General features: G+C 71.1%; 21 protein-coding genes. 13 read left to right on the forward strand and 8 right to left on the reverse strand.

Translation table 11 applies throughout. From position 1 onward, the window contains the following. The first annotated feature begins 53 nt into the window (after window positions 1-53). From ABZ098_RS13560 to dnaK, 7 genes are all read left to right on the forward strand, one after another. Entirely contained in the window at window positions 54-2,138 is a 2,085-nt protein-coding gene (locus ABZ098_RS13560) for a phage holin family protein (protein ID WP_356590390.1), read from the forward strand. Between the two features lie 152 nt (window positions 2,139-2,290). Further along, window positions 2,291-3,352: a MoxR family ATPase gene (locus ABZ098_RS13565; protein WP_356590392.1), complete on the forward strand. Its 1,062-nt coding sequence runs from the start codon at window positions 2,291-2,293 to the stop codon at window positions 3,350-3,352. Continuing rightward, the gene (locus ABZ098_RS13570) at window positions 3,349-5,142 is read left to right on the forward strand and encodes a hypothetical protein (RefSeq protein ID WP_356590394.1); all 1,794 of its coding nucleotides are present in this window, start codon (window positions 3,349-3,351) and stop codon (window positions 5,140-5,142) included. The genes ABZ098_RS13565 and ABZ098_RS13570 overlap by 4 nt, the downstream gene beginning before the upstream one ends. Before the next feature lie 61 nt (window positions 5,143-5,203). Then, window positions 5,204-5,632 (forward strand): OsmC family protein, encoded by a 429-nt coding sequence (locus ABZ098_RS13575; RefSeq protein WP_356590396.1) that lies wholly within the window; start codon window positions 5,204-5,206, stop codon window positions 5,630-5,632. 92 nt (window positions 5,633-5,724) lie between these two features. Next, window positions 5,725-7,068: a hypothetical protein gene (locus ABZ098_RS13580; protein ID WP_356590398.1), complete on the forward strand. Its 1,344-nt coding sequence runs from the start codon at window positions 5,725-5,727 to the stop codon at window positions 7,066-7,068. A 7-nt stretch (window positions 7,069-7,075) separates the two neighbouring features. Further along, window positions 7,076-7,834: a glycerophosphodiester phosphodiesterase family protein gene (locus ABZ098_RS13585; protein WP_356590400.1), complete on the forward strand. Its 759-nt coding sequence runs from the start codon at window positions 7,076-7,078 to the stop codon at window positions 7,832-7,834. Between the two features lie 123 nt (window positions 7,835-7,957). Then, entirely contained in the window at window positions 7,958-9,820 is a 1,863-nt protein-coding gene (gene dnaK / locus ABZ098_RS13590; RefSeq protein ID WP_356590402.1) for a molecular chaperone DnaK, read from the forward strand. 6 nt (window positions 9,821-9,826) lie between these two features. Here the strand turns inward: dnaK and narJ are convergent, their stop codons facing one another. From narJ to ABZ098_RS13610, 4 genes are all read right to left on the reverse strand, one after another. Beyond that, window positions 9,827-10,315 (reverse strand): nitrate reductase molybdenum cofactor assembly chaperone, encoded by a 489-nt coding sequence (narJ, locus tag ABZ098_RS13595; protein ID WP_356590404.1) that lies wholly within the window; start codon window positions 10,313-10,315, stop codon window positions 9,827-9,829. A gap of 135 nt (window positions 10,316-10,450) precedes the next feature. After that, window positions 10,451-11,251: an SAM-dependent methyltransferase gene (locus ABZ098_RS13600; protein ID WP_356590406.1), complete on the reverse strand. Its 801-nt coding sequence runs from the start codon at window positions 11,249-11,251 to the stop codon at window positions 10,451-10,453. A 60-nt stretch (window positions 11,252-11,311) separates the two neighbouring features. Then, on the reverse strand, window positions 11,312-12,175 hold the full coding sequence (locus ABZ098_RS13605; protein ID WP_356590408.1) for a helix-turn-helix transcriptional regulator: 864 nt from the start codon (window positions 12,173-12,175) through the stop codon (window positions 11,312-11,314). A 108-nt stretch (window positions 12,176-12,283) separates the two neighbouring features. Further along, a complete protein-coding gene (locus ABZ098_RS13610) occupies window positions 12,284-13,111 on the reverse strand; it encodes a helix-turn-helix transcriptional regulator (RefSeq protein ID WP_356590410.1) in 828 nt (275 codons plus the stop codon). A 29-nt stretch (window positions 13,112-13,140) separates the two neighbouring features. Here ABZ098_RS13610 and ABZ098_RS13615 point away from each other — a divergent pair, with 29 nt between their 5' ends. The 3 genes from ABZ098_RS13615 to ABZ098_RS13625 all read left to right on the forward strand — a co-directional run bounded on the left by ABZ098_RS13615 (window position 13,141) and on the right by ABZ098_RS13625 (window position 15,386). Continuing rightward, entirely contained in the window at window positions 13,141-14,247 is a 1,107-nt protein-coding gene (locus ABZ098_RS13615; RefSeq protein WP_356590412.1) for an ADP-ribosylglycohydrolase family protein, read from the forward strand. Window positions 14,248-14,332: 85 nt separating this feature from the next. Continuing rightward, window positions 14,333-14,638 carry a 4a-hydroxytetrahydrobiopterin dehydratase gene (locus ABZ098_RS13620; protein ID WP_356590414.1) on the forward strand — a complete coding sequence of 102 codons (306 nt, stop codon included), beginning with the start codon at window positions 14,333-14,335 and terminating at the stop codon, window positions 14,636-14,638. 4 nt (window positions 14,639-14,642) lie between these two features. Then, window positions 14,643-15,386 (forward strand): class I SAM-dependent methyltransferase, encoded by a 744-nt coding sequence (locus tag ABZ098_RS13625; RefSeq protein ID WP_356590418.1) that lies wholly within the window; start codon window positions 14,643-14,645, stop codon window positions 15,384-15,386. Here ABZ098_RS13625 and ABZ098_RS13630 read toward each other — a convergent pair. Beyond that, entirely contained in the window at window positions 15,355-15,831 is a 477-nt protein-coding gene (locus ABZ098_RS13630) for a hypothetical protein (protein ID WP_356590420.1), read from the reverse strand. The genes ABZ098_RS13625 and ABZ098_RS13630 overlap by 32 nt on opposite strands. Continuing rightward, complete coding sequence (locus ABZ098_RS13635) at window positions 15,828-16,307, reverse strand: hypothetical protein (RefSeq protein ID WP_356590422.1); 480 nt, start codon at window positions 16,305-16,307, stop codon at window positions 15,828-15,830. Before ABZ098_RS13635 ends, ABZ098_RS13630 begins: the two co-directional genes overlap by 4 nt. A 40-nt stretch (window positions 16,308-16,347) precedes the next feature. Here ABZ098_RS13635 and ABZ098_RS13640 point away from each other — a divergent pair, with 40 nt between their 5' ends. The 3 genes from ABZ098_RS13640 (at window position 16,348) to ABZ098_RS13650 (ending at window position 19,841) form a co-directional block, all read left to right on the forward strand. Beyond that, the gene (locus ABZ098_RS13640; RefSeq protein WP_356590424.1) at window positions 16,348-17,298 is read left to right on the forward strand and encodes a YafY family protein; all 951 of its coding nucleotides are present in this window, start codon (window positions 16,348-16,350) and stop codon (window positions 17,296-17,298) included. Between the two features lie 42 nt (window positions 17,299-17,340). Beyond that, entirely contained in the window at window positions 17,341-19,212 is a 1,872-nt protein-coding gene (locus ABZ098_RS13645) for a rhamnogalacturonan lyase (RefSeq protein ID WP_356590426.1), read from the forward strand. A gap of 98 nt (window positions 19,213-19,310) precedes the next feature. Then, complete coding sequence (locus tag ABZ098_RS13650; RefSeq protein WP_356590428.1) at window positions 19,311-19,841, forward strand: hypothetical protein; 531 nt, start codon at window positions 19,311-19,313, stop codon at window positions 19,839-19,841. 45 nt (window positions 19,842-19,886) lie between these two features. Here ABZ098_RS13650 and ABZ098_RS13655 read toward each other — a convergent pair whose 3' ends face one another. Together ABZ098_RS13655 and ABZ098_RS13660 are read right to left on the reverse strand one after the other, a co-directional pair. Then, the gene (locus tag ABZ098_RS13655; RefSeq protein ID WP_356590430.1) at window positions 19,887-22,556 is read right to left on the reverse strand and encodes a cellulose binding domain-containing protein; all 2,670 of its coding nucleotides are present in this window, start codon (window positions 22,554-22,556) and stop codon (window positions 19,887-19,889) included. A 271-nt stretch (window positions 22,557-22,827) separates the two neighbouring features. Then, on the reverse strand, window positions 22,828-25,743 hold the full coding sequence (locus ABZ098_RS13660; RefSeq protein WP_356590432.1) for a glycoside hydrolase family 48 protein: 2,916 nt from the start codon (window positions 25,741-25,743) through the stop codon (window positions 22,828-22,830). Window positions 25,744-25,765: the final 22 nt, after the last annotated feature.

Here is a 25,765-nt window from a genome sequence, read left to right on the forward strand (position 1 = left end):
GTGTGACACGCTGGTCCCAGCGCCCGCACCGACGACGGGCCAGGACGTGAGGTGTGCGGGGCGTGGGTGCGGGGCGTTGGCGGAGGGTGGCCAGTCAGGTCGGGCGGAGCGTCTCGGTATGGGTCGTCTCGACCCTGACCATGCTGGTGCTGGCCGGCATCCTGCCGGACTTCCGGCTCCAGTCCCCGACCGGTGACAGCGCGACCCGGATCGCGGTCACGGCGGCGTTCGGCGCCGGTGCCTTCGGTGTCCTGTCGGCCGTGGTGTGGCCGCTGCTCGTACGGCTGTTCCTGCTCGTGCCGACGCTGGTGCTCGGGCTCCTCGTCTTCTTCCTCAACGGGGCGCTGCTGCTGCTCGCCCTGCGCCTCAACCCCGCCGAGCGCGGCGACGCCGCCCCGGAGACCGCCGTCGTGGTCGCCGCCGTGATGTCGGCCGTCGCCTCCGCCACCGGCGGTGCCCTCGCGGTACGCGACGACGACGCCTACCGGCGCCGCCTGTACCGTCTCGCCGACCGCCGCCGCCGACGCGGACCCGTCGGCCCGGCCACCCCCGGCACCGTCTTCCTCCAGCTCGACGGCGTCGGCCACGACGTCCTGCTGGCCGCGGTCGGCAAGGGCCTGATGCCCACGATCGCCCGCTGGCTCGGCCACAGCGACACCCCCGGCCGCGCGGTACGCCCCACCCACCGGCTCACCTCCTGGCGCACCGACTGGTCCAGCCAGACCGGCGCCAGCCAGCTCGGCATCCTGCACGGCAGCAACCACGACGTTCCCGCCTTCCGCTGGTACGAGAAGGACCGCGGCGAGGTGATGGTGTGCAACCGCCCGACCAGCGCCGTCGAACTCCAGCGCCGCGCCGTGGAACAGGCGGGCCACGGCGGACTGCTCACCGTCGACGGCGCCAGCCGCGGCAACCTCTTCTCCGGCGGCGCGGAGGAACAGGCCCTCGTCCTGTCCATCGCCACCCGGCGCCGCAGCCGCGAGACCCGCTCCCGGGCCGGGTACTTCGCCTACTTCTCCGACCCCGCCAACGCCGTGCGCACCGCCCTGTCCTTCGTCGCCGAGGTCGGCCGCGAGATCGGCCAGTCGACCCGCGCCCGGGCCCGCAAGGAACGCCCGCGGGTGAGCCGCGGCGGCCTGTACCCGCTCGTCCGCGCCTTCGCCACGGTCGTCGAGCGCGATGTCGTGGTCGCCGCCGTCATGGGCGACATGCTCGCGGGCCGCACGGCCGTCTACGCCGACCTCGTGGCCTACGACGAGGTCGCCCACCACTCCGGGCCGACCAGCCGCGACGCCGCGAAGGTCCTGGAACGACTGGACCGCTCGCTCGCGCTGATCGAGAACGTCGCCGAGCACGCCCCGCGCCCGTACCGGATCGTCGTCCTCTCCGACCACGGCCAGAGCCCCGGCGAGACCTTCCGCACCCGCTACGGGCTCACCCTCGGCGACCTGGTCCGGGCCGGCTGCGGGCTGCCCGTGCCGCGCAGGGCCGAACGCACCCACAGCGGGGCCGAGGCCCGCGCCGCCGTGCGTGCGGCGCTGCGCCGGCCGGGCAAGGAGGCGCGTGAGCAGTATCGGCCCGCACGTGACTGCGAACCGATCGTCCTGGCGTCCGGGAACCTCGGACTGGTGTCGTTCCCCGATGTGCACCACCGGATGAGCAAGGAGGAGATCGACGCGCGGCACCCCGCCCTGCTGACCACCCTCGCCAACCATCCCGGCATCGGGTTCCTCCTGGTGCGCAGCGAGGAGCACGGCGGCGTGGTGCTGGGGCCGTTCAACACGGAGATCCCGCTGGAGCGACTGGACGACGATCCGGGGCCGTTGGCCGACTTCGGGCCCGGTGCGGTGGAGGCGGTACGGCGCACCCACTCCTTTCCGCACACCGCCGACATCATGGTCAACTCGTGGTACGACCCGGCGGAGGGGGAAGTGCTGGCCTTCGAGGAGCAGATCGGGTCGCACGGGGGACTGGGGGGTGCGCAGGGGAAGCCGTTCCTGTTGTCGCCGCTCGCCTTGTCGGCGCCGCCGGAGGGGCTGGTCGGGGCGGAGCGGGTTCATGATGTGCTGCGGGGGTGGCTTGATGAAGCGGGGGGTCCTCAAGTGCCGTTGGAAAAGGCCGAGGAGAAGGCCGCGTAGGTGGTCGGCTGCGGGCCGGTGGGGGCCGTTCGCGCAGTTCCCCGCGCCCCTGGGTGGGTCCGGTCGGCCTGAGAAAATCAGCTGCGTATCTCAGACCCGGCGCGGACACTGTGCGAGCACCCTTTCTCGAACACTCCCCTGGAGCCACCGCTTTGCAGGCTGCCGTCACCGTTTCGCCCTCCCGTATCCCCGACCTCCTCATCGGGCTCGCCACCGTGCGGCCCGTGTTCGTCTGGGGTGCCCCCGGTATCGGAAAGTCCTCCCTCGTCAGGGAGTTCGCCGCTTCCCTGGGGCTGGAGTGCGTGAGTCTGATCGGGACGCAGCTCGCTCCCGAGGACCTCATCGGGGTGCCGCAGATCCGGGACGGCCGGTCGGTGTTCTGCCCGCCGGAGTCCATCGCGCGCGACGAACCGTACTGTCTGTTCCTGGACGAGTTGAACGCGGCCACCCCGGACGTGCAGAAGGCGTTCTACTCGCTGATCCTGGACCGCCGGATCGGGGACTACGAACTCCCCAAGGGCTCCATCGTCATCGGCGCCGGAAACCGAGCCACCGACAACGCGCTGGCCCGGCCCATCGCCTCCGCCCTCGTCAACCGCCTCACCCATGTCCACCTGGAGGCGTCCGCGAAGGACTGGCTCGTGTGGGCCGGCGAGAACGGCATCCACCCCTGGATCCTCGACCACCTCACCGACCGGCCCGACCACCTGTGGTCCAAGCCGCCGAAGACCGAGGAGCCCTTCTCCACGCCCCGCTCCTGGCACATGCTCTCCGACGCCCTGCACTCCTTCGGCCGGGACCTCGACGAGGAGACCCTGAAGGTGCTCGCGCACGGCACGCTCACGCCCCGGCACGCGACCGCGTTCTGCGGCTACGTCAAGATCGTGCGCAGCCGGTTCGGCATCGAGGCGATCATCAAGGGCGACGCACGCTGGCCGAACCGTCTGGAGGACCGCGACCTGCTCTACTACCTCGCCGAGTCCTTCCGCGGCCGTCTCGTCAAGGAACTCCCGGCCAGCAAGGAGCACATGTCGGCGAACGGCCGCCAGACCGCCTACCGCGCCAAGTCGCTGCTGGTCCAGCTCGCCGAGATCTCCGTCGAGGTCGCCCAGACTGTCATCGCCTCCGACGCCGACGGCAACCCCGTCCTGCCGTCCTGGTTCCTCGTCGAGGCCGCCCGGGACATGCCCCGGCTCGTGGAGGCGCGGCGGTGAGCCGCGGCCCCGAAAAGAAGAAGAAGCGGGACCTCGCCGGTGAGGCGTTCGCCGAGGGGATGCGTCTGCTCAAGGCCAACCCGGCCCTCGCGGCCGTCGAGTTCGACGTCTGCCGCAAGGAGGACTGCCGGTTCGCGCCCCGCGACGGGCTCGTGGTGGCCGACTCCGACGGAGACCTGCACGTCCATCCCCACCGCCTCGCCGAACCCGCCGCCTGGGCCTGGGCGCTCGCCCACGCCGTCCTCCACCTCGGCTTCGGACACGTCCCCGCAGTGAAGGGCGAACGCGTCCAGCCCGACCGCTTCGACCTCGCCGCCCGCTGCGTGGTCGTCAACCGCTTCCTGCTCGGCTTCACCATCGGCGAGACCCCCGAGCACCTGCCCGCCTCCTACCCCGACGGCGACGAGGAACAGCTCGCCGCCCGCTGGCGGCGCGACGGCATCCCGGCCGCCTACGAACACTGCGGTACCGCGGGCCCCGAGCCCGACCAGCTGCTGCTCAGGTGGGTGGGCTGGTCCCAGCCGCCCGACTGGCAGCTGGCGTTCGCGACCGCCCTGACCCGGACCGTGTCCGCGGCGATGGACATGGCGGGCGGCCGCCGCGACTCCCTCGACGGCGAGCTGCCCCGGCAGCGCCCCTGGCAGCGGGCCCTGAGCTGGTTCATCTCCTCCTACCCGCTGCTCGGCGGCATCGCGGCCGGCATCAAGCTGGTCGCCGACGCCGAACTCGCCCGCGCCCACGGCATCGCGATCGCCGCCGTCGACACCGAGTCCGCGGAGATCTACATCAACCCGCTGCGCCACCTCGACGACGAGGAATGGCGGTTCGTCCTCGCCCACGAGATGCTGCACGCCGCCCTGCGCCACGGCGACCGCTGCGGCACCCGCGACCCCTACCTCTTCAACGTCGCCTGCGACTACGTCATCAACGGCTGGCTGAACGAGATGCAGATCGGCCTCATGCCCGAGGGCCTGCTCCACGACCCCGAGCTCACCGGCCTCTCCGCCGAGGAGGTCTACGACCGCGTCGCCGGCGACCTGCGCCGCATGCGCCGCCTGGCCACCCTGCGCGGCAAGGGCACCGGAGACATCCTCGGCGGCCCGCTCGGCTCGCCCCGCGACTACGTCGACCTCGACGAGTTCTACCGCCGGGGCCTCGCCCAGGGCCTCGACCTGCACCAGCGGCAGGAGCGCGGCTTCCTGCCCGGCGGGCTGGTCGAGGAGATCCGCGCGCTCAGCCACCCGCCGCTGCCCTGGGACGCGCAACTCGCCCGCTGGTTCGACGAGTTCGTCCCCAGCCCACAGCCCGTGCGGTCCTACGCCCGTCCCGCGCGCCGGCAGTCCTCCACTCCCGACATCCCCCGCGCGGGCCGGTACTTCCCGCCCGAGGAGATCGCCCGCTGCACCTTCGGCGTGGTCCTGGACACCTCCGGCTCGATGAGCCGCACCCTGCTCGGCAAGGCCCTCGGCGCGATCGCCTCGTACGCCGAGGCCCGGGACGTACCGGCCGCCCGGGTCGTGTTCTGCGACGCGGCGCCGCACGACGCCGGCTATCTGCCCGTGACCGAGATCGCCGAGCGGGTCCGGGTGCACGGCCGGGGCGGCACCGTCCTCCAGCCCGGCGTCGACCTGCTGCACCGCGCCGACGACTTCCCCGCGAGCGCGCCCGTGCTGGTCATCACCGACGGCTGGTGCGATGTGCTGCGGGTGCGGCGCGAGCACGCCTATCTGATTCCACAGGGTGCTCGACTGCCGTTCACCGCAGGGGGACCGGTCTTCCGGGTGAGCTGAGTCGTAGAGTGATCGAATGGAGCCCGCACCCCCTACGCGGGACCATACGAAAGGACTGATCGTGGCTACCACGCGCTCCGCACACACCGTCTGGGAAGGCAGCCTCCTCGAGGGGAGCGGTGTCGTCAACTTCGACTCCTCCGGTGCCATCGAGGCCCAGCCGGTCACGTGGGCCTCGCGTTCCGAGGACGCCAACGGCAAGACCAGCCCCGAAGAGCTGATCGCCGCCGCGCACTCCAGCTGCTTCTCCATGGCGCTGTCGCACGCCCTGAACGGCGCCGGCACCCCGCCCACCAAGCTCGTCACCTCCGCCGACGTCACCTTCCAGCCGGGCGAGGGCATCACCGGTATCCACCTCACCGTCGAGGGCACCGTGCCGGGCCTCGACGAGGACGGCTTCGTCGCCGCCGCCACCGACGCCAAGGCCAACTGCCCGGTCAGCCAGGCCCTGAAGGCCGTGCCGATCACGCTGGACGCCAAGCTCGCCTGACCCGAGGACACCAGTCGCGCAGGCCGCTCGTCCGGGGCGGTCTGCGCACTGCCGGACTCGGGCGGGAAGCCCAGGGTGTGGGAAGGCACGCGATGATCTCGGGCACAACGGCCGACGGCACGGCGGAACTCGACTCCGGGACCCGGGGACTCACCCGCGTCCTGGTGCTGTTCAGCCTCAGCGGCACCCTGGACCCGCGGGGCCCCGCACTCGGCCGCCTCGTCGACCGGTTCGACTTCGGCCGGTTCGCCCTGCACCTGAAGTCCAGCGAGGCGGTGCTTCCCGCGCCGGTGCTCGTGCAGGACGTGCCGCCCGGGGAGCTGCGGCTGCCCCACGGCCACCACGGACTCGCCCCGGCGTCGGCCGAGCTCGTCGTTCTCACCACCCCGCGCGGCGACATCACCCTGGTCCTGGACTGCGAGTTCGCCGGCCGCACCCCCTCCGACGCCCTCGCCGCGTGGCTCGCCGACTCCTGCTTCGACCGGGACCTGATCAGGCTCGGCGACCGGCCGCTGCTCGACGTCCTCGGACAGCGGCTCGCCCCCCGAGAGCCCCTCGCCTTCGGCCACAACGTCCACCAACTCGTCTTCCCCGGCGGGGAGTTGCGCGAGGAGCTGCTCGGCGCCGACGCGGCCCGGCAGACGGTCGTGCTGAACGAGATCGTGTACCGCGGCCGGCCGGCCACGACACGGCCGCCCCACCTCAGCAGCCACGGCGGCACGCTCTCCGCGCACGGCCGCGGTGTCTCCGTCCACGCCGGCTGGGCCGAGCACGTCGAGAACGGCCTGACCCTGGTCGCCGTCGGCGTGGTCTCCGCGCTCGCCGTCCTCCAGCGCACCCGGCTGGCCGCCTTCGAGGCGATGCGGGCGAACGAACAGGCCTCGGCGAGCTCGCCGTACGAGATCCGCTCGCTGATCTCACGGCTGTCCGCAGGGGTCAACGAACTCCAACTGGACCTGGCCTTCGGGGTGGAGGCGTACGTCGACAGCCTGCTGATCCCGGAGATGGTCATGGAGACCTTCCAGTCCTCGCTGCGGGACGCGTTCGGCATCCGCGCCAGCCTGGACAACTCGGCCCGCATGGTGGAGCGGCTGACCTCGGTGATCAGCGCCCGCTCGGCGGCCCTGGACGCGGAGCTCTCGGAGCGCGACGACCGCCGGGACCGTACGGTGTCCGTGCTGGTCGCCGTCGCCACCCTGATCGCGCTGCCGCCGACGCTGCTGCTCGCGTTCTTCGGCGTCAACGCCACGACCGTGAACCCGCACCGCTCCATCTTCGACCCGCGCTACCTCCCGGCGTACCTCCTGGCCTGGGTTCCCTTCCTCGTGCTCGCCGTGATCGGGTACGTCCGGATCATCCGCACCGGCAGACGCCCCCGCTCCTTGCTGACCCCGGCCGCCCCGGTCCCCGCCCAGCGCCCGCCGTCCGGAGGCTGACCGCCGTATGCCACGCCGTCCCGCCGTCTCCGCCCACCGGGGCGGCTCCGAGCGCGCCGACGCCGCGACCTGGGCGGCCTACGAGGACGCCATCAGATCCGGGGCGGAGTACGTCGAGTTCGACGTCCGGCGTACGGCCGACGGGGTCTTCGTCGTCCACCACGACCCCCGGGCCGGGCGCACCGGCCCGCTCCTCAGGGAGATCACCCACGCCGAGCTCAGCGAACGGGCCGGTCATCCCGTGCCGGTCGTCGACGAGGTGATGTCCCTGATCTCGGGGAAGCTGGTCGGTCATCTGGACCTGAAGGAGAGCGGCTACGAGCGCGAGCTGATCGACCGGGCGGTGGCCCTGCTGGGCACTGACGGCTTCGTCGCCACGACCCTGGAGGACCGTTCCGTCGCGGCCATCACGCGGGCCTTCCCGGGGGTGCGCACGGCGCTGTCGCTGGGACGGGACGGCAAGGAGATCGCCCGCTCCCGACTGGCCGGTGTCCGGCTCAGTGAGCTCCTGCCGATGCGCCGGGTGCGCGCCTGCGGCGCGAGCGGGGTGGCCGTGCACCAGCGGCTGGCCCGGGCCAACGTCCTGCGCGAGGCGGTCCGGCACGACCTGTTCACCATGGTCTGGACGGTCAACGACGACACCCTCATGCGGGCTTTCCTCGACCATCCGCGCGTCGACGTCCTGATCACCGACCGGCCGCGGCGAGCCGTCGCCCTGCGCGGGGAACCGCACGAGTCGCGCGCGCCGGGGTACTCGTCCCACTGAGCAGAGCCCCCTCGCACCATTGACAAGAGCGCACTCAAGTTTTGTGCTGGAGGGCGGGAAGGCTCCCTGGCGGAACTCCTTGACGGAACTCCTTGGCGGAACTCCTTGTGGAAGGGGACAGCGATGGGACGTGCGGTCGGGATCGATCTCGGTACCACGAACTCGGTGGTGGCCGTGCTGGAGGGCGGTGAACCCACGGTTGTCGCCAACGCGGAGGGGGCCAGGACCACACCGTCGGTCGTGGCCTTCGCCAAGAACGGCGAGGTGCTGGTGGGCGAGGTCGCCAAGCGGCAGGCCGTCACCAACGTCGAGCGCACCGCGCGCTCGGTGAAACGGCACATGGGCGACGGGGGCTGGCGCTTCCCGGACCAGGGCTCGATCGACGGCGCCCGGTACCGGGCGCAGGAGCTGTCCGCGAGGGTCCTGCAGAAGCTGAAGCGGGACGCCGAGTCCTACCTCGGCGAGGACGTCACCGACGCCGTGATCACGGTGCCCGCCTACTTCGACGACACCCAGCGGCAGGCCACCAAGGAGGCCGGGGAGATCGCCGGCCTCAACGTGCTCAGGATCATCAACGAGCCCACGGCGGCGGCACTGGCGTACGGCCTCGACCGGGGCGAGGAGCAGACGGTGCTGGTCTTCGACCTCGGCGGCGGCACCTTCGACGTGTCCCTGCTGGAGATCGGCGACGGGGTGATCGAGGTCAAGGCGACCAACGGCGACACGCACCTGGGCGGCGACGACTGGGACCACCGGATCGTGGAGCACCTGGTCAAACGCTTCAAGGGGCAGTACGGCGTCGACCTCGGCAACGACAAGATGGCGTTGCAGCGGCTGCGCGAGGGGGCCGAGAAGGCGAAGATCGAGCTGTCGTCGTCCTCCGAGACCACGATCAACCTGCCCTACATCACCGCCTCCGCCGAAGGGCCCCTGCACCTCGACGAGAAGCTGACCCGCGCGCAGTTCCAGGAGCTCACCGCGGATCTGCTCGACCGCTGCAAGACCCCCTTCCACCAGGCGGTCAAGGACGCGGGCATCAAGCTCTCGGCGGTCGACCACGTGATCCTGGTCGGCGGCTCGACGCGGATGCCCGCGGTGACCGACCTGGTCAAGGAGCTCACCGGCAAGGACCCGCACAAGGGGGTCAACCCCGACGAGGTCGTGGCGGTGGGGGCGGCGCTCCAGGCGGGTGTCATCCGCGGTGACGTGAAGGACGTGCTGCTGCTCGACGTGACCCCGCTGTCCCTGGGGATCGAGACCAAGGGCGGCATCATGACCAAGCTCATCGAGCGCAACACCACGATCCCCACCCGCCGTTCGGAGATCTTCACGACGGCCACCGACAACCAGCCCTCGGTGGGCATCCAGGTCTACCAGGGCGAACGCGAGATCGCCGCCTACAACAAGAAACTCGGCGTCTTCGACCTCACGGGGCTCCCGCCGGCGCCCCGGGGCGTCCCCCAGATCGAGGTGGCCTTCGACATCGACGCGAACGGGATCATGCACGTCTCGGCGAAGGACCTCGCGACCGGACGCGAGCAGAAGATGACGGTGACCGGCGGATCGGCGCTGCCCAAGGACGACATCGACCGCATGATGCGGGAGGCCGAACAGTACGCCGAGGAGGACCGCAACCGCCGCGAGGCCGCCGAGACCCGCAACCAGGCCGAGCAACTCGTCTACCAGACCGAGAAGTTCGTCCGCGAGAACGGCGACAAGGTACCCGCCGACACGAAGACGGAGGTCGAGTCGGCGGTCACCGAGCTGAAGCGCCTCCTGGAGGAGGACGCCGACACGAACACCCTCCGTGGCGGCGTCGAGAAGCTCGCCTCGGTCAGCCAGAAGATGGGTCAGGCGATGTACGCCCAGGCGCAGCAGCAGCCCCCGCAGGACGAACCGCCGGCCTCCTCGCCGCAGGAGGAGGAGGGCGTGGTCGACGCGGAGATCGTGGACGACGAGAAGGACCGGAAGGGCGGAGCCGCCTGAGGTCCGTCAGACATCCGTCGCCGCGGTCGGCAGCGTGGCACAGACGGCGTCGAGGACCGTCGCGTACGGCGTGCCGAAGGCGGTGAGCCGGGAGCGGAGTCGCCGCAGGCCGTCGCGGTGTCGGGTGAGCAGGTCGATGTCCCCGGTGCGGGCCGCGAACTCCAGCACCGAGGGCAGGAAGTCCGGCAGTTCCTCACCGGTGAACTCCAGCCCGGCGGCGCGGTAGGCGTCCTCGAACCGCGCCGGCGACGTCCCGCGTCGCCGCGTGTCCCCGTCCTGCCACGAGCTCAGAAACAGACTGTGCCGGTTTCCGGAGTCGAAGACCTGGACGTAGTGCGCCGCCAGCTCCTGCGCGGGCGTGACCGCCGCGTGGTCGACGAACTCCCTCAGCTGCGGGGCCGCCTCCCGCAGCAGTGGCAGCCGGGCGCGGAAGTCGTCGCCGGGATAGGTCAGGCAGAGCGCCGCCGCCTGGTACAGCACTGCGTCCGAGGGCATCGGACCTCCTCAGTGTGGTCCCGCGGTCGCGGCGGTGTCCGGGTGCCGGGCACGTGCGCTCCCTCTGCCGGCCCGCGGTCGCTTCGAACCTAGGGCGGGGCGCGGGAACGTACCCGTTGACGGCACCCGTCCGGGTCAGACCTTGCGTGCGACCCCGGCGTACACCGACACGATGCCCTCCGCCTGCGCCGCCACGTCCTCCGGGCCCGGACGCCAGCCCGACACCGGGATCACCCCGGGGCCGAGCAGCTCCAGACCGTCGAAGAAGCGCGAGAACTCGGCGAGCGAACGGGGGAAGAAGGGGGTGCCGCTGCGGCGGAACTGCTCGGCGGCCTTCTCGATGGCCGCGGGGCTCAGATCGGGCGTGACCTGGGAGAGGATCACGTGACTGCCCGGAGCGAGCTCGGCGACGTACCGCTCGAGCAGGCCGTACACGTCGTCGCCCAGGTAGTGGGTGAGCGCCACCAGGGACAGCGCGACCGGCTGGGAGAAGTCCAGGGTCTCGGCGGCCGGCCGCAGGACGCTGTCCGGGTCGCGGACGTCGGCGTGGACGTAGTGCGTGGCGCCCTCGGGGGTGCTGTGCAGCAGGGCCTGCGCGTGCCGGAGGACGATCGGGTCGTTGTCCACGTACACGACCTTCGACTCCGGGGCGACCTCCTGCGCCACCTGGTGCAGGTTGGGCTCGGTGGGGATGCCGGTGCCGATGTCGAGGAACTGGCGGATCCCGGCCTCGGCGGCCGTCCGCACCGCCCGGTGCATGAAACGCCGGTTGGCGCGCGCCCCGCGCACCACCGTGCCGTCCACGGCGAGGATCCGGCGGGCCAGCTCCTCGTCCACCGGGTAGTTGTCCTTGCCGCCCAGCCACCAGTCGTACACCCGGGCCGGGTGCGGCCGGCTGGTGTCGATGGCGGGGGCCGCGGCGTCGGATCCGGTCATGCGGTGTCGTCTCCCCTGTGATGGTGGTGTGGTGCACCGGGCATGTCGCGTGCTGCCCGCTCAGAAGTCCTCGCGGCGCTCCCGCAGCAGCTTCTTCGTGCGCTCGGCCGACGCGGCGCGCGCCGACATGTGGTCCAGGACCTCCAGATGCGTGGCGACCTCCTGGCGGGAGTCGAGGTACAGCGCACCGGTCAGGTACTCGGTGAAGACCAGGTCGGGCAGCTCCGGCTCGGAGAAGCGGAACAGCGAGAAGGGCGCGTACGTCCCCGGGTGCGGGCCCTCGTCGAACTCGCACACCTGGAGCGTGACCCGGTCGCGCTCGGCGAACTCCAGGAGTTTGTCGAGCTGTTCGCGCATCACCTCGGAGCGGATGCTGACCGGACGGCGCAGCACCGTCTCGTCCATGATCGCCCACAGATGGGGGGCGTTGGGGCGCTCCAGCAGTTGCTGCCGGGCCATGCGCAGCGACACGTGCCGCTCCAGCGCCTCGGGACCGGCCTGTCCGATCGTCCCGGCCTCCATGACGGCACGCGCGTAGTCCTCGGTCTGGAGCAGCCCGGGAACGAAGTGCGGCTCGTAGGAGCGGATGATCCCGGCGGCGCCCTCCAGGCTGACGTACAGGCTGAACCACTCGGGCAGCACGTCGTGGAACCGCTGCCACCAGCCCGGTCTGTTCGCCTCCTCGGCCAACTGGACGAAGGCCTCGACCTGCTCCCCGGGCACCCCGTACGTCTCCAGGAGCACCTGGACGTACGGGATCTTCAGGGCGACCTCGGCCATTTCCATCCGGCGCACGGTGGCGGGGGCCACCCGCAGTACCTGCGCGGCCTCCTCCCGTTTGAGGCCGGCCGCCTCCCGCAGTTCCTGAAGCCGCCTGCCGAGCACCACCTGGCCCACGGTCGGCGCAGGTCGCCGCTCACTCACGCCACGCCTCCCCTACGCGTCGAAGCTTGCGTGCAGTGTGCCATGTTCCGGTGTCGCTCTCACCGGTCACGACCGTTTCCCTCCACCACGATCCCGGCCGCCCGTCGATCACGCGGGAGACAAGGAGTGAAGGTACTTGGCCGTCGCCGGGTCGGCCGGGAGGAACGTCTCGATGGCCAGCTCGGCGACGGTCACGTCCATGGGCGTGTTGAAGGTGGACGTGGACGAGATGAACGACAGCGTCCGCCCCTCGTGCTCGATCCGCATCGGCAGCGCGAAGTAGGGGACCGCGTCCGCCTGTTCGGGATCCGGCTCGGACTCGGGGGCCGGCACCGGGTACGCCGCCACCTCTTCGTACAGTTCCCGCAGGGACTCCGAGCGGCGCAGGGCGATCTGCCGCCGTATCTGCTCCAGCAGATGGCCGCGCCACTCCCGCAGGTTGCGGATGCGCGGGGCCAGGCCCTCGGGGTGCAGGGTGAGCCGCATGGTGTTGAGCGGGGGCTGGAGCAGGGACTCCGGGACTCCGTCGAGCAGCATCATGATCCCCCGGTTCGCGGCCACGACGTGGTACCCGGCGTCGAACACCAGGGCCGGATAGGGCTCGTAGCCCTGGATGAGCCGCTCGATCCCCTCGCGCACGGCGTCCAGGGCCGGATCGTCCAGCGGGGTCTCCGGGAAGCGGGGGGCGTAACCGGCCGCGAGCAGCAGGGCGTTGCGCTCCCGCACCGGCACCTCCAGATGCTCCGCGAGCCGGAGCACCATCTCCTCGCTGGGGCGGGAGCGTCCCGTCTCGACGAAGCTGATGTGCCGGGCGCTGGAGTCCGCCCGCAGCGCCAACTCGAGCTGGCTGACCCCTCGTTGCTCCCGCCAGGCGCGCAGGAGCGGGCCGACGCCCCGGGTGGGCGGGGTGGCCGCGGCGGAGTGGACAATGGTCATGCAGACGACCGTAGTCGAGGAGTGGGTGGATGAGCGGGCCGTGGACGACGCAGAGGGCCGCGGTGCACCGCGCCAGGGTGCGGGGTTGCCTGCTGGGCGGTGCGCTGGGTGACGCCCTCGGCTACCCGATCGAGTTCTCCTCCCTGGACCGGATCCGCCAGGCCCACGGACGGCACGGCATCACCGGACTGGTACCCGGCGCGTACGGCAGGGTGGGCCTGATCAGCGACGACACCCAGATGACCCTGTTCACCGTCGAGGCCCTCACCCAGGCGCGGGAAGAGGACCAGACACGGCAAGAGGACCAGGCACGGGAGAGCGGTGGCCGGGGCGGCGCCTACTCCCTGCTGCTGCGGTTCGCCTACCAGCGGTGGCTGGAGACCCAGAGCAAGCAGGGCCCCGAGCAGGCCGTCCTGCCCGAGCGCAGCCCCCGGGGCGAGCTGATCGACGAGGCCTGGCTGTACGCCCGCCGCGCCCCCGGCAACGCCTGTCTGTCCGGTGTGGCCCAGCTCCACGCCCCCGACCCGTGGGCGCCGATCGACGGCAGACGAGGGCCGGTCAACCCGCACTCCAAGGGCTGCGGCACGGTCATGCGCTCGGCCCCCTTCGGCCTGGGCGAAACCGCAGAGCGGGCCTTCGACATGGCCGCCCACGGTGCCCAGATCACCCACGGTCACCCCACCGGCTACTACGCGGCGGGAGCGCTGGCCGCGATCGTGGCGCACCTCGTCGCCGGGGACTCCCTGGAGGGAGCGGTGCTGCGCACGCTGCGCCTGCTGGCCCGGCACCCAGGCCACGAGGAGACGACGGTCGCTCTCGAACAGGCCGTCGACCTGGCCGCCGGCAAGCCGCCGACCCCGGAGAAGGTCGAGTCCCTCGGCGCGGGCTGGGTCGCCGAGGAGGCGCTCGCCATCGCGGTCTACAGCGCGCTGGCCGCCGACAGCGTCCGGGACGCGCTGCTGCTGGCGGTCAACCACTCCGGCGACAGCGACTCCACCGGCTCCCTCTGCGGCAATCTCCTGGGCGCCCTGCACGGTGACGTCGGCCTCCCGCACGAGTGGGTGCGGCAGGTCGAGGGCCGGGCCCGGATCGCCGCGCTCGCCGATGACCTCGCGGCCGCAGGTGTCCCCGGCTGACCACCGGGAAACCTCCTGACCAGGGCCCCGGCGGCACAGCTGTGGCACGCTGAGGACACCCCGACCCCCAGGAAGGAGCGAGGTCATGCCCGTCGAACCCCTGTCGCAGAAGGAGATCGAGGACCGGCTCGCCGAGCTGCCGGGCTGGTCCGTCGACGACGGCCGCCTCACCCGCTCGTACCGCCTCGCCACCCACTTCGCGGCCACGGCGATGGTCGTCCACATCGCCCAGGTCCAGGAGGAACTCGACCACCACTCCGACCTCACCCTCGGCTACAACACGGTCGCGCTGTCCGTCCACACCCACAGCGCGGGCGGCGCCCTCACCGAGAAGGACTTCGAGCTCGCGCAGCGGGTGACGGCGCTCGCCTCCGGTCACGGAGCCCAGTGAGCCCGTGCTCGACTACGACAAGGAGGCCGACGCCTACGACGCCACCCGCGGCGGCGAGCCCAGGGCCGCCGCGGCCGCGGACGCCGTGCTCGGTCTGATCCCGGCGGACACCCGCCGGCTCCTCGACGTGGCCTGCGGCACCGGGATCGTCACCCGCAGGCTCGCCGCCGCCCGGCCCACGACCCGGGTCACGGGCGCCGACCTGACGTACGGCATGGCCCGCATGGCCGCCGTACGGCTGCCCGGCGCGGTCGTGCTCGCCGACGGCCGTGCGCTGCCGTTCCCCGACGGGGTGTTCGACGCCGTCACCAGTGTGTGGCTGCTGCACCTCCTCGACCGGCCGGAGGACGTGCGGGCCGTGGTCGCCGAGTGCGCCCGGGTCCTGCGACCGGGCGGGGTGTACGTCACCACCGTCGACAAGGCCGCCGCCCACGACGTGGGCAGCGACATCGACGCCGTCCTCGCCCCGCGCCCGCGCCGCCCGGCCCCGGACGCGGCGCCGCTCGTCGAGTCGTACGCCGCAGCCCACCTCCTGCGTCCGGCCGGGCAGGCCCGCTTCCCGGGGCGCGGTCAGGGCCGCAGCCCCCGGCGGACCGCCGCCGACCTCAGGCGCGGCTGGTTCACCCTGCTGCCGCCCGGCGATCCCCGCACGGAAGCGTTCGCCGCCCGTCTGGAGGCCCTGCCCGACCAGGAACTCCCGCGCCCCGACCCGGTGTTCAGCGTCCGGGCGTTCCGGAAGGCCGGCTGAAGTCCATGGTCCAGTTGGTCACCCAGGTGTCCCCGCCGTCGACGGAGAAGGCCTGCTCCCAGTGTGCCGCCTCCGCGGACATGCCGGACCACACGAACCGCACCCGCACCTCCTTCCCGTCGTACGTGTCGTCGCCGTAGAACTCGCCGCGACCGTCCTCGAACCGCCCCATGACCGGCGGGTACAGCTTCCCGCTGCGGCTCGCGGCCCAGTTCAGCGACCACTGTCCGGTCTCCCGGTCGAAGAGCCGCAGGGTGGCGCCCTTCGCCTCCAGGTGCGGCATGTCGATCTCGTCGATGTTCGCGGTCCCGTCGAACAGCGGCCGGCAGCGGCTGGTGGCGGGGAACTCCTCCCAACCGCCGGCCGGGTCGAGGAAGTCGGCGCGGCGCCGGTTGACGACCTCCCAGTCGCCGTGGAAGAAGTCGAAGTCGTGCGGGCTGCTCATGAACGGTCTCCCGTGGTTCCTTCGGGCAGGGAATCGGCCAAGTAGGCCGTGAGGTCCGGGACTTCGGGCGCGAGCAGATGCCGTACCCAGGCGTCCCGTTCGTGCAGGATCGGCGGCAGCTCCCAGACGCAGCCGATCCAGGGCAGGTCGGGTGTGACGAAGTGCGTGGGATCGGTGTCGGGACAGCGCAGCGCCGGCTGCCCGGCGGCGGCGCCCCGGAAGTGGAGCACGTTGTCCCACACCCAGCTGTAGACGTTGAGGTAGGCGCCGGTGTCCGCGCCCCGGTGCAGCACGACGAAGGTCGCGGGCGGCGTGCCGTCCGGCTCCGGCAGCAGCTCCGGGAGGATCCCGTACGCCGCCTTCTCGACGTCGGGCGCGATGCCGGCCGGGTCGGCGGTGACGTGGTAGCGCTTGACGTGCCGCCCGGCGACCTCGATCGGCGGTGGCACGGTCAGCAGCTTCTCTCTGAAGGCCATGCGCGGGACGCTAGGCCCGGTTCACTGACATCCTGTGTCAGTGAAGGCCGGCCGACTCGTCTCGATCCTCCTCCTGCTCCAGACCCGGGGCCGGATGACCGCCGCCCAGCTCGCCGAGGAGCTGGAGGTGTCCGTGCGCACGGTCTACCGGGACGTCGAGGCGCTGAGCGCGGCCGGTGTCCCGCTGTACGGCGACGCGGGCCACGACGGCGGCTACCGCCTGCTCGACGGCTACCGCACCCGCCTGACCGGCCTCACCGCGCACGAGGCGGAGGCCCTGTTCCTGGCCGGCGCTCCAGGTCCCGCGGCCGAACTGGGCCTCGGTCCGGTCCTCGCCGCCGCCCAGCTGAAGGTGCGGGCCGCCCTGCCGGCGGAGCTGCGGGCCCACGCCGACCGAATCAGCGGGCGCTTCCACCTCGACGCGCCCGGCTGGTACGCCCAGGCCGAGGAGGCGCCGTACCTGCCGCAGGTGGCGGAGGCGGTGTGGAACAGCAGGGTGCTGCGTGTGCTGTACCGCCGCTGGGCCGAACCGACCGATGTGGAACGGCGGTTGGAGCCGTACGGGCTGGTGCTGAAGGCGGGGCGCTGGTATCTGGTCGCGGGACCGGGGCCGCGTACCTTCCGCGTGGACCAGATCCTCGAACTCTCCTGTTCCGGCGAGGAGTTCGTCCGTCCCGAGGGCTTCGACCTGGCCGCCTGCTGGACGGCCTACCAGCGGGACTTCCACGACCGGCTCCACCGGGACCAGGCGCTCGTGCGGACGGCGCCGGGGGTGCGGCTGCCGGGGGCGGTCGCCGACCGTGTCGACTCCGACGGCTGGACCGTCGCCCGGGTCCCCATCGAGTCCGTCGGACACGCGCAGGGCGAGTTCCTGCGCCTGGGCGCCGACATCGAGGTGCTGGAACCTCCCGAGCTGCGCGAACGGATGGCGCGAACCGTCGCCGAACTGGCCGAAAGGTACGGCAACCGGGCATCCCGGGGCGGCGACTGAGGGGTGGAACCCGTCCGCCCCACAGCTTCGGAGGTTCACCCCGTGCAGCACCCCCACCCGCACCGCAGACGCCGCGTCCTCCTCTCGGCGGTCACCGCCGCGACGGCCCTCGTGGCCGCGGGGCTCACCGTCCTGAGCCCCGGCTCCGCCGAGGCGGCCACCGCCCGCCAGGTCGAGAAGCTCGACCGCGGCGTCGTCAGCGTGCACACCAGCAGCGGCAACCTGGTGAGCTGGCGCTGGCTCGGCACCGACCCGAACGACGTGTCCTTCAACGTCTACCGCGCCGGCACCAAGGTCAACTCGGCCCCGATCACCGGCTCCACCAACTACTTCCACTCCGGCGCGCCCGCCGAGGCCGACTACACGGTCCGCGCGGTCGTCGGTGGTGTCGAGCAGGCCGACTCGGTCCACGCCGTCCAACTCCGCACCGGATACAAGGACGTTCCCATCAGCCCGCCGGCCGGCGGCACCACCCCCGACGGCGTCGCCTACACCTACGAGGCCAACGACGCCTCCGTGGCCGACCTCGACGGCGACGGGGCGCTCGACTTCGTCCTCAAGTGGCAGCCCACCAACGCCAAGGACAACTCCCAGTCCGGCTACACCGGCAACACGGTCGTGGACGGCGTCAGGCTCGACGGCACCCGGCTGTGGCGGATCGACCTGGGCCGCAACATCCGTTCCGGCGCGCACTACACGCAGTTCCAGGCGTACGACTACGACGGCGACGGCACGGCCGAGGTCGCCATGAAGACGGCGGACGGCACGGTCGACGGCACGGGCGCGGTGATCGGCAGCGCGTCGGCCGACCACCGCAACTCCAGCGGCTACGTCCTGTCCGGCCCCGAGTACCTGACCATGTTCAACGGCAGGACCGGCAAAGCCATGCAGAGCGTCGACTACGTCCCCGGCCGGGGCACGGTGTCGTCGTGGGGCGACTCGTACGGCAACCGGGTCGACCGCTTCCTCGCGGGGACGGCGTACCTGGACGGGGCGCGTCCCTCGCTCATCATGGCCCGCGGCTACTACACCCGCTCGGTGATCGCCGCCTGGGACTGGCGGGGCGGCGCCTTCACCCGCCGCTGGACCTTCGACACCAGCTCCTCGACCAACAGCGGCAAGGGCTACGACGGTCAGGGCTCGCACAGTCTGTCCGTCGGGGACGTCGACAACGACGGCAAGGACGAGATCGTCTACGGGGCGATGGCGGTCGACGACAACGGCAACGGGCTGTGGACGACGAGGACCGGTCACGGCGACGCCCAGCACCTCGGCGACCTCGACCCCTCCCACGCGGGCCTGGAGTACTTCAAGGTCTCCGAGTCGACGTCACAGCCGGCGGAGCTGTACATCAACCCCGCCAACGGCACGGTGAACTGGAAGCTGGCCGCGTGCTGCGACAACGGCCGTGGAGTTGCCGCCGACATCTGGGGCGGCAACGTCGGCGCCGAGTTCTGGTCGGCCTCCGACACGTCGATCCGCGACAGGACCGGTGCCACCAAGGGCCGCGAGCCGTCCTCGGTGAACTTCCTGTCCTGGTGGGACGGCGACCCGCTGCGCGAACTCCTCGACGGCACCCGCATCGACAAGTACGGCACCTCGTCGGACACCCGCCTGCTCACCGGAGCGTCGGTCCACTCCAACAACAGCACCAAGGCGACCCCGTCCCTGTCCGGCGACATCCTCGGCGACTGGCGCGAGGAGGTCGTCTGGCCGACGTCGGACAACAGGGCCCTGCGGGTCTACTCCACGCCGTACGAAACGACGACGAAGATCACGACCCTCCTCCACGACACGATGTACCGCACGGGCCTCGCCTGGCAGAACACGGCCTACAACCAGCCCCCGCACCCGAGCTTCTTCATCGGCGACGGGATGGCCACGGCACCCAGGCCGACGGTGTACACGCCGTGAGGCGACAGATCTCGAACTGGTGAATCTTCAACCGGTGGGGCGTCCCGGCACGAACCCGGCAGATAATCTTCACACCTCATGCACATGTGGGGGGACTGATGACACAGCAAGACCTGCCGCCGTTGCCGGACGCTCCGCCGCCCGCCGTACCACCGATGATGCCCGCGCCGTTCCCGCCCCAGGCGGTGGTTCCCGCCCGGCGTATGAACCCGCTGGTGGCCGGGCTGATCGGGCTCGCCGTCGGGGCGGCGGTCGTGGGCGGCGCCTGGGCGATCACCGCGGCCGGCCCGGGAGAGCCCGGGACCTTCACGCTCGAAGGCAGCTTCGAGCTGACCGACGAGGTCTCCAGTGACGGCGACGGCTGCAAGGGCGGGTACGACAGCGGATACGACGACATCGCCGAAGGCACCTCCGTCACCGTGTACGGCGCAGGCGGCGAAGTCGTCGCCACCGGGGCCCTCGGGGACAGCGAGCTGGGCGAGGACGGTACGACCTGTACGTTCGCCGTCGCCGTCGACGGCGTGCCCAAGGGGGAGAAGTTCTACAAGGTCGAGGTCTCCCACCGCGGCACCGTGCAACTGAGTGCCGAGGAGGCGGAGAACGGCGGACTCGCCGTCAGCCTGGGCTGAGGAACGGGCGCGTACCCCGTGCGGTACGCGCCCTTCGTGCTTCCCTCAGGTGACCGTGCAGTTCTGGTCACCCACCTTGAACGCGGTCGGTTTCCCGTTCGTGCCCGACCAGCTTCCCGTGAAGCCGAAGCTCACGGACGAGCCCGCCGCCACGCCGCCGTTCCAGCCGACGTTCTTCGCGGTGACCGTCGCGCCCGACTGGGTGGTCGTGGCGTTCCAGGCCTGGGCGATCGTCTGGGCGTCGGGGAAGGTCCAGCCGAGTGTCCAGCCGGTCCAGGCGCTCGTCCCCGTGTTGCTGAGCTGGACGTCCGCCTGGAAACCGCCCGACCACTGGTTGGTGATCTTGTACGTCACCGTGCAGGCACCCGTCGGGGTCGGGTCCGGCGGATCCGTCGGATCGGTGCCGCCGCCCCCGCCGCCGGTGTCGGAGGTGTCGCCGTAGATCACACCCCTGCCGTTGGTCGAGACGTACACCCGGCCGTACACCCGTGGATCACCGGTGATCGCCGCCCCGGTCCAACCCCACTGGTGGGCGTCGTCGTTGACGCGGGTCCAGCTCGCGCCCTTGTCCGTGGAGCGGAAGATGCCACGGACTGCGCCGATCTTCGCGCTGGTGTAGAGCGTCTGGTACGACGCCCCCGTCGCGGCCTTCCCGAAGCCGATCGCGTCGGCCTGGTCGACGTTGGAGAGCTTCGTCCAGCTCGTGCCCCCGTTGGTCGAGTGCCACAGACCGTACGCGCCGTCCGCGGCCCCGCCGGCCAGCCACACATCGCCCTTCACCCCGGGCAGCGCCTTGAAGCGGACACTGTCACCGCTCGGCAGACCGGTCGCCGCCGATGCCGAGAACGTCGCCCCGCCGTCCGTACTCACGTAGAACTTCCCGGACTTGAAGCCGTAGAAGGTCTTCGCGTCCACCCGGTCCGACTCCACGATCGCCCCGGCCGGGATGCCGCTCGACGCCGACCAGGACGAACCGAAGCCCGTCGTGTATTGCACGCCCGCGCCGTCCGGGCTCCACACGAACCTGCTGCCGTCCGAGGCGGCGGCCACCGTCCCGCCACCGCTCACGCCCGAAGGGTCGCTGCCCGCGAACCAGTTGGCCCCGTTGTCCGTCGAGAACGCGATGTGCGGCCCCGAGTCCAGATTGCCGACCCGCACCACCGTGTTCGGGTTCGTCTCGGCGAAGTCCAGACTCGTGGTCGTGGTGAAGTTCGGTGAAGTGAACATCATCGACGGGACCTTGGTCAGGTCCGTGTGCCGGAAGCCGCCGATGTCGCCGAGCGCGCTCAGCAGCGGGGCACCCGAGGGCGGTGACGCGAGGTCCTGGACCGCGGTCTCCTCCAGGCCCTGCACCATGGGCTTGATGGTGAACTGGCCGCCGGAGTCCCAGTTCGTGAGATTCTCCGTGCCGTAGACCGTCGCCCCCGTCCCGTACATCATGCGGTTGGAGTTGAACGGGTCGATCTCCAACGACTCGGTCATCCACCCGAGCTTCGGCGCCTGTTCCGGCGGCGCGGGATTCGCCCCCCAGGTCAGCCACGGGGAGGACGACACGTCCATGGTGTAGCGGTTCGCGCGGTTGGGGTACGACGAGTAGTCCCATGCCTTCGTCCAGGTCGCCCCGCTGTCCGTGGAGCGGAAGATCTGGGTGTCCGGCCACCAGGAGCTGTAGGCGGTGGCCATGACCGTGCCGGGCTTCTGCCGGTCCACCGTCAGTCCGCTGAAGCCGTAGTAGGTGTCGGCCTCCGCGACCGGGCTGATGTTCGTCCAGGTGCCGGTCGCCGTCGTGTACCGCCACACCTGGCCCTTGCCACCGTCGTACGGCCCGCCCTTGTCGCTGTAGGAGAGGTACAGATAGCCGTTCGTCGCGTCCAGGACACCCTTGTGGGCCAGGTACCCGGTCGGCTGCCCGGCGACCCGGCTCCAGGTCGCGCCGCCGTCCGTCGACCGGTACACCGAGTTCTGCAGGTCCGCCACGCCGACGTAGACCGTCTGCGTCGCGCTCCCGGACGTGCCCGTGCGCTCGTCGAAGGTGACCCACACGACGCCCTGATTGTCGCTGGCGTAGCCGCTGCTGTCGCTCGGATCCTGCTGGTAGTTGCCGACGTTGGGGAAGTTCGCCACCTGCGACCAGCTCACACCCGAGTCCGTGGACCGCCACAGCCCCTTGCCGCTCGGCGCCCCGAGGTACAGCACGCTGTTCTTGTTCGGGTCGACCGCCAGCCGCTCACCCATGCCGCGCCCCGGCATGTTCCCGCCGAGCTTGAAGGGCAGGTCGGTCTTCTGCCAGCTCGCGCCCCGGTTCGAGGACCGCATGACCGCGCCGTTCTTCGGGTCCCAGCCGTTGGTGTACGTCCCCACGGCCGCGTACACCCGGTTCGGGTCCACGGAGTCGGAGGCCAGGCTGACCACGCCCGTGTGCCCCCAGTCGTCCCAGCCGACCGAGTCCAGCAGCGGCGTCCAGGTCTTCGAGGACTCCTGCCAGCGATAGGCCCCGCCGATGTCCGTGCGGGCGTACGCGAGGTTCTTCTCCTTGCGGTTGAAGACGATGCCCGGCACGAAACCGCCGCCGTCGATCCGGGCGTTCTTCCAGGTGTACGTGTCGGCGGCGAACGGGACCTTGGCGGCGCTGTCGGCCGCCAGTGCGGGCGGGGTGCCGGCGAGCAGCCCGGCCGCGAGCGCGAGCACGGCCGTGAGGATGCGGGTTCTTCGCACGGGGGGTCCTTTCCGGAAAGGGGGAGTGTGGGGGGAAAGCGCTTTCCGTACGGGGCGAGAGGTGCCGGGCGACCCCCAGTGCGGGAGGGGGCCGCCCGGCCGGTCGGCCCCGTCGTCAGGTGACGGGGCCTCGTACGTGGAGCCTTTCAAGCGGTTCCGTCGGAAAGGGCGGTACCTGGTGCGCCCCTACAGGGGCGCGGGGAACTGCGTGGCCAGCCACATCGGACCCGCAGCCGAAACACCACCCAACCTGCGGAGCGCTCGGCGGGGGCTATTCGAGAAGCTCCGCGTACGAACCCATGGCCAGGGCGATGTCCGCCTGGGCCCAGAACCGGTGGTAGGTGAACGAGGGCACCGCGCCGCCCGCGAGGTACGCCTCGATCTTCGACCAGGCCGGGTCGTCCTCGTAGAACGACCGGATGGACTCGAAGGTCGACGACGAGTTGATCGCGTCACCGTTCGGCATGGTCCCGGTCCAGCCGCTCGGGATGTACACCGAGTCGTCGAACCGGTTGTAGTCCGCCCGGTTCTCCGGCACCGCGATCCCGAGACTGTCCTGGTAGTTGTTCCACATGCCGTCCAGCAGGGCCTTCGCCGTCGACGCGGCGGCGGTGTCACCACTGCGGTCCGCGTAGTACGTCAGGGTCTTGGCGTAGGCGGCGGCCACGCCGACGTCGTTGGTGTAGTCGGCGACGGTGACGTGCAGCCCGCTGTTGGCGCCGGGACTCGACGCGTTCCAGGTGTCGGGCTGGCCCGACCACTGGAGCGTGGAGGGGATCCGGTAGGTGCCGTCCGGGTTGATCGTGGTCTTGGACAGCGCCCACTTGACCCACTTGTCGAGGACCGCCTTGGCCTGGGCGTTGCCCGTCTGCTGGTAGTACTCGGCCACCCGCTCCATCGACCACGCCTGGAAGCCGAACCACTGGTTGGACGGCGGGTCGTGGTAGACGGGCTGCTGGTCGTAGTACATGCCGTAGAACGTCGACTTCCCGGCCGGGGGAGGCGCGTAGCGGCCCGCCCAGCTGTTGGTCGCACCGCCCGCGATGGCGCCCTCGTCGGACTGCAGCCAGCGGTAGAACTCCAGCTGCCGGCCCAGCGAGGTGTTCCAGTCGGATGCGCCCGTCGCCGACTTGGGCTTGAGGTCGGCGTAGGAGCTCAGCGCGTACGCGGCCATCGGGTTCTGGTAGCCGCCGTGCGCGTGACTGGATCCGATGCGCCAGGCCCAGCCGGCCGAGGTGTCGGTGGCGCCGCCCCAGGCGTAGTACCAGGACAGCAGGTACATCGAGGCGTCCTTGCCGGTACCGGCCGCACAGGTGGACGGCCCGACGCAGTTGCCGATCTTCTTGAAGTACTTGTCGTACATCGCGTAGCGCAGGTAGTCGCCCATCTTCGCGGCCTTGCCCACGGTCGCCGAGACGTCCGAGCCCTTGCCCTGCTCCTTGGCCCACTTGTCGGCCCAGTACGCGGCCTGCACCGCGCGCGCGTCGGCGTCCGGGGCGTTGGTGAACTTCCACTGCTTGGCGTAGGAGGCGTCACCGGTGAACAGGTCCAGGTACCCGTTCTTGCCGCCGTACTTGAACTGGTCGCAGGTCGGCTGCGGCACCGTCTCCCACACCGACTCCTGCGCGCCGCGCTGGAAGGTGTTGATGTACGACGGTCCGGTGTCCGTCGGCCCGGCCTCGCACTTGCCGGGCGAGTTGCCGTAGCCGTAGACGTTGTCGACGTCCTGGAGCCAGTGCATGCCGTAGATGTCGTCCGTGCCGTACGCGGACTTCAGCTCACCGGCGATCGGGTCGGAGCCCACCGACACCGAGGAGTCCAGCTTCGCCGGGTACTCGTTCGGCGTGTCCAGCTCGGGCGCGTAGGTGGCCGGCTTGGAGGCGTTGTAGAAGGAGTTGGTCGGCTGGTCGGCGTGCGTGGGGATCATGTACTTCTCCATGATGTCCCAGGCGCCGTTGAACTTGGACCAGTCGCCCGTCACCTTGCCGTACATGGCCTGGAGCCACAGGAGGTAGCTGTACGCCTCCGAGGTGGTCTCGTGGCCGTGGTCCGGCGCCTCGACGATCAGTGTCTCGACCGAGTGGTAGGGGATGCCCTCGGGGGAGAAGTAGCCGTTCGCCGGGTTGGTGATCTTGCCGTACAGATCCAGGAACCGGGCGTTGTAGGTGCCCGTCGCCGCGATCTGGGTGACATTCACCGAGGCCTTGGCATGACCGGTCGCCGTCGACTCGAAGGTGGCCGCGCCGGTGCCGGAGGCGTTTGCGGTGATGGTCACCGTCTGCGCGGTGTTCCAGTTCGACGGGGTGAAGGTCAGCGAGGCCCCGCCGGTCACCGACAGACCCGCGTTGCCGCCCGTGCGGGCGGTCGTGACCGTCACGTTGGCCGAGGGCTGCGTCGACAGCTTCACGGTGTACGTGCCCGTCTTGCCTTGCTGGACGGCCAGTTGGGTGGCCGAGGCGACGACCGCGGGACCCGAGGCGACCGTGATGCCGACCGGCGTCGACTCGGCGGACGCGCCCAGGCTGTCGTACGCCTTCGCGAGCAGCGAATGACTGCCCACGGTCAAGCTTGAGACCGAGAGCGAGTACGGCGAGGTCGTGTCGGTGCCCAGCAGCGTGGTGTTGTCGTAGAACTCCACCTTGCTGATCGTCGCGTTGTCCGCGGCGGCGGCCGTCGCGGCGAGCGGGACCGCGGCGCCCTGGGTGTAGACCGCGCCCGCGGCCGGGCTGGTCAGCACGGTGATCGGCGGCTGGTGGGCGCCGGTACAACTCGTCCCGTTGACCGCGAAGTTCGTCGGGGCGGCGTTGCTGCCGCTGTAGGTGAACTGTGCCCCGGTGGTGACGGCGGCGCCCGCGGCGATGTTCGCGTTGTAGCCGGCGTCCTTCACGCTGATGTTCTGGCCGGACTGGGACCAGGTGCCGTTCCAGCCGTTGCTCAGCTTCTGGTTGCCCGCGTAGCTGTACGTCAGGGTCCAGCCGTTGATGGCGTCCGTACCGCGGTTGGTGAGGGTCAGATCCGCGGTGAAGCCGGAGCCCCAGTCATTGGTCTTGTAGTCGACACTGCACTGAACTGCCGCTGCCTGTGCGGGAGTTGAAGCCGCACTGAGCATAGCGAACGGCAGTGCCATGGCCGCCACGACAGCGGTCCACAATCGCCGGGCGGTCCGGCGTCTCCTGGTGGGGGGCATTGCTGGTTCCTCCTTGTGCGGC

It is taken from the genome of Streptomyces sp. NPDC006335 (assembly GCF_040612795.1).
In the GTDB taxonomy this organism is placed as follows: domain Bacteria; phylum Actinomycetota; class Actinomycetes; order Streptomycetales; family Streptomycetaceae; genus Streptomyces.

Excerpts from the sequence above, each read along its gene's own strand:
- dnaK (WP_356590402.1), top strand. The coding sequence starts at position 7,958 with ATGGGACGTGCGGTCGGGATCGATCTCGGTACCACGAACTCGGTGGTG.
- ABZ098_RS13635 (WP_356590422.1), bottom strand. The coding sequence starts at position 16,307 with ATGGCCTTCAGAGAGAAGCTGCTGACCGTGCCACCGCCGATCGAGGTC.
- ABZ098_RS13660 (WP_356590432.1), bottom strand. The coding sequence starts at position 25,743 with ATGCCCCCCACCAGGAGACGCCGGACCGCCCGGCGATTGTGGACCGCT.
- ABZ098_RS13580 (WP_356590398.1), top strand. The coding sequence starts at position 5,725 with ATGATCTCGGGCACAACGGCCGACGGCACGGCGGAACTCGACTCCGGG.
- ABZ098_RS13585 (WP_356590400.1), top strand. The coding sequence starts at position 7,076 with ATGCCACGCCGTCCCGCCGTCTCCGCCCACCGGGGCGGCTCCGAGCGC.
- ABZ098_RS13630 (WP_356590420.1), bottom strand. The coding sequence starts at position 15,831 with ATGAGCAGCCCGCACGACTTCGACTTCTTCCACGGCGACTGGGAGGTC.
- ABZ098_RS13620 (WP_356590414.1), top strand. The coding sequence starts at position 14,333 with ATGCCCGTCGAACCCCTGTCGCAGAAGGAGATCGAGGACCGGCTCGCC.
- ABZ098_RS13600 (WP_356590406.1), bottom strand. The coding sequence starts at position 11,251 with ATGACCGGATCCGACGCCGCGGCCCCCGCCATCGACACCAGCCGGCCG.
- ABZ098_RS13610 (WP_356590410.1), bottom strand. The coding sequence starts at position 13,111 with ATGACCATTGTCCACTCCGCCGCGGCCACCCCGCCCACCCGGGGCGTC.
- ABZ098_RS13650 (WP_356590428.1), top strand. The coding sequence starts at position 19,311 with ATGACACAGCAAGACCTGCCGCCGTTGCCGGACGCTCCGCCGCCCGCC.
- ABZ098_RS13615 (WP_356590412.1), top strand. The coding sequence starts at position 13,141 with ATGAGCGGGCCGTGGACGACGCAGAGGGCCGCGGTGCACCGCGCCAGG.
- narJ (WP_356590404.1), bottom strand. The coding sequence starts at position 10,315 with ATGCCCTCGGACGCAGTGCTGTACCAGGCGGCGGCGCTCTGCCTGACC.